Consider the following 2,941-nt stretch of genomic DNA (forward strand, 5'->3'; position numbering starts at 1 on the left):
GAGCGGGCGAAGAGGGCGAAGCACGAAGGCCCCACACCGCCACACTGCGGACGCCGTTCGCCACGGCCCGCATCGAGATCCCGCGCGCCCCGGGCACAAGCATGAAAGTGGGCCCGGTCAGGCTGCCGTCACCAGCCCAGACCGCCTTCTACATGGGCCTGGGCGTGCTCGCCGTCACCGAACTCGTCGAATGGCCGGTCGCGGCGGCGATCGGGGCCGGTGCCTACATCGCCCAGCACAGCCACGCCCAGCACAGCCACGCCACGGCCACCGCGGCCCCGGAAAAAGCTGCAGGTCAGGATAAATCAGGGCATGGCGCGGAGACGTGACACCCCGGAAGACGGCGGACACGGGCCGACGGCAGCCGCCGATCGCGGCCACGCCCGACAGCAGGCCGCCGACGGTCACCGGCTCCATGGCCGGCCGGAAGCCGGTGACCGTCGGTCGTCGTCGATGCCTGTCAGCCGTCGCCGGTGGCTGTCAGCCATTGACGACGACCCGCGGAGACGGCGGGCGGACAGGCGGATCCCGCCGAGCCCTTCGGGCGGAAAGATCCGGGACAGCCGGTGGGCGACAGGCTCAGGCCGTCCGGACACCCGGCCTGAGCCACCGCCGGAACAGCGACGAGACCAGCACGATGACCGCCGCGCTGACGAGCTCGGCCACCAGGGCCAGCACAATATCCGACACCGCGCACTCCTCACAGATGATGATTTCTGGATGATCACCGTTGCCACCTTCGGCGGTACAGGTATCGCACAGGAAAGGGTGGCTGGTCCAATGGTTACCGGCAGCGTGAACAACCCGGTCGCATACACGGACAGGCCGGCCGGAAATCAGGATCCGCATACGGGCTCCCCCGCCACCTGAAGGGAGCGGCCGGCCACGTACAGAATCCGGCCGCGGGGCCTGCCAGCACCCCGGGGCCCGACCGGCGCACCGGCCGGACGGCCGACCACCCCGCCCTGATCGATAATATGATTCCTGATCGACGGCACGAACATGGACGACGAGTGCGGAAGGGCGGGCGCAGCAGGGCGGCGAGCACGGCGGACAGCCACGGAAACGACTGCCACGACGACCGTCCGCCCCCCTTTTTCACGATTCTGACAGAATTCGATATTCAAGATTCGATATTCAAGATGCAAGGCCCAAGGCGGACAGAAGAAATGGATCGCCATGACACACCGGCCGCGCGCTCGGATCGCGCAACGGGCACGGTTGGCGCTGCTGCCTCGGCGCCGTGTCCTGGAGGACTGGCTGCTTGTCACCGAACGGCGGATGATCCTCCATCGCAGGGCGCTGCGTACTCCGACCAACATCAACCTGGCCGAGCTGCTCGACGCGGCGCAACGCGAGTCACAGCTCGCGGTGGCCACCGCCGCGTGCCTGACCAACAGGCCGGACGCCCCGCCGGGCATCCCCCGGACAGCGATAGCGGAAGCGACGACGGACACACCGCGCCGGCCCGAACCACCCCGGCGCCAGCACACGGTACGGCCATCACGAAAGCACGACGGCGTCACCGCGGCCCGCTGACTGCGCCGGCCCCGCTGACCTGACCGAGACCAGCATCGGGCGCCTCACGCACGGTGATATCCCGCTACCGCGGGCCGGGTCAGGAGCGGGCGCGACAGCCCGCGGCAACGCACGGCCGCCCCGGTCACAGCCCTCGGCCCCACCCGAATCCCACCCGCGGCGATGCCACGGCGGTGCGGCAACCACGAGCGGGACAGCCGCACTCCGAACCCTGACGATATCCGACAACATCCGGCAATATCCGGATCATGACAGTTAATGCCATCTGAAGGTTACGCACAGCTTTCGCACAGCCGGGCCCGGCACGATACCGGTGCGGCGGCAGCGGGCGGACCGTGACTACCTACACTTCCCTTGACCGTACGCTCGCCGGCGGCGGAACGATTCCGCCCACCTCGTGACGATGGACAGGGAGGCCGACAGGTGGTGACGTCCAGGACGCGCCGACAGCGCGATCTCGCCGTGGGCAAGGCCGCCCGGCAGGCCGCACGCCGGACCGCCGCGCGGCGCCGACAGCGCAGGGTGACCGCTGTTGTCTGCGTGGGCGCCCTGATCCTGCTGACCGGCGGCATCACCGCGGCGCTGCTGCTCACCGGCGACGACGACACCGCATCCCTGTCATCTTCGGCGGTATCGCCCGCGACGGAGCCACCCGCGGCAGCCGCATCGCCCGCGGCAGCTCCGGCCGCCACCACACAGGTCGGCCCCTGCATCTACACCTCGGACGAACAGGAGCCGTCCAGACCGGTCAGCCTGCCCGCGGCAGCCGGCACGGTGAGCCGCTCCCCCGCCACGATGACCATCACCACGAACAAGGGGACGATCAAGGCCGCGCTGGACGCGGCAAAGGCGCCCTGCACCGTCCGCGCCCTGCTCACGCTGGCGAACGCCAAGTACTTCGACAACACCTCCTGCCACCGCGAAACCACCCGGAACATCTTCGTGCTCCAGTGCGGGGATCCGCAGGGCACCGGTATGGGCGGCCCGGGCTTCACCTACGCCAACGAGAACACCGACGGCGCCACATACACCCGCGGCGTCATCGCCATGGCCAACGGGGGCCCCAACACCAACGGCAGCCAGTTCTTCATCAACTACCAGGACCCGAACAAGGACGGCGTGCAGGCACTGGCCACCAACTACACGGTCGTCGGGAAGGTGACCGAGGGCCTGTCCGTCCTCGACGCCCTCACCACCCCCGGAGTCGAAGGCGGCGCCCCCGACGGCGCCCCCGCGAGCAAGCCCCAGATCCTCACCCTCACCATCACCCAGGGCGCCTGATCCGCAAGCCGCCCGGCTCAGGAGCTGCCGGAAAATAACTCCGGTTGTTGATGTCGGTCTTGTTGCGGGGCTGACAGCAGCCTCTCTCGATCGAGAACCGCAGTTATTGATCGACGGGTCC

The 2,941-nt window shown here is 69.1% G+C and carries 2 protein-coding genes and 1 pseudogene; all 3 read left to right on the top strand.

Going from position 1 to position 2,941, the window contains the following annotated elements; genetic code table 11:
- A pseudogene (locus AC5LUJ_RS24135) lies at positions 1-329 on the top strand (hypothetical protein); the annotation flags it as partial.
- A gap of 850 nt (positions 330-1,179) precedes the next feature.
- A complete protein-coding gene (locus tag AC5LUJ_RS24140) occupies positions 1,180-1,539 on the top strand; it encodes a hypothetical protein (RefSeq protein WP_250284376.1) in 360 nt (119 codons plus the stop codon).
- Between the two features lie 426 nt (positions 1,540-1,965).
- Positions 1,966-2,820 (top strand): peptidylprolyl isomerase, encoded by an 855-nt coding sequence (locus tag AC5LUJ_RS24145; RefSeq protein WP_493465858.1) that lies wholly within the window; start codon positions 1,966-1,968, stop codon positions 2,818-2,820.
- The last annotated feature ends 121 nt before the right edge of the window (positions 2,821-2,941 follow it).

This window comes from Protofrankia sp. CiP1_Cm_nod3 (genome assembly GCF_982290655.1).

Excerpts from the sequence above, each read along its gene's own strand:
- AC5LUJ_RS24140 (WP_250284376.1), top strand. The coding sequence starts at position 1,180 with ATGACACACCGGCCGCGCGCTCGGATCGCGCAACGGGCACGGTTGGCG.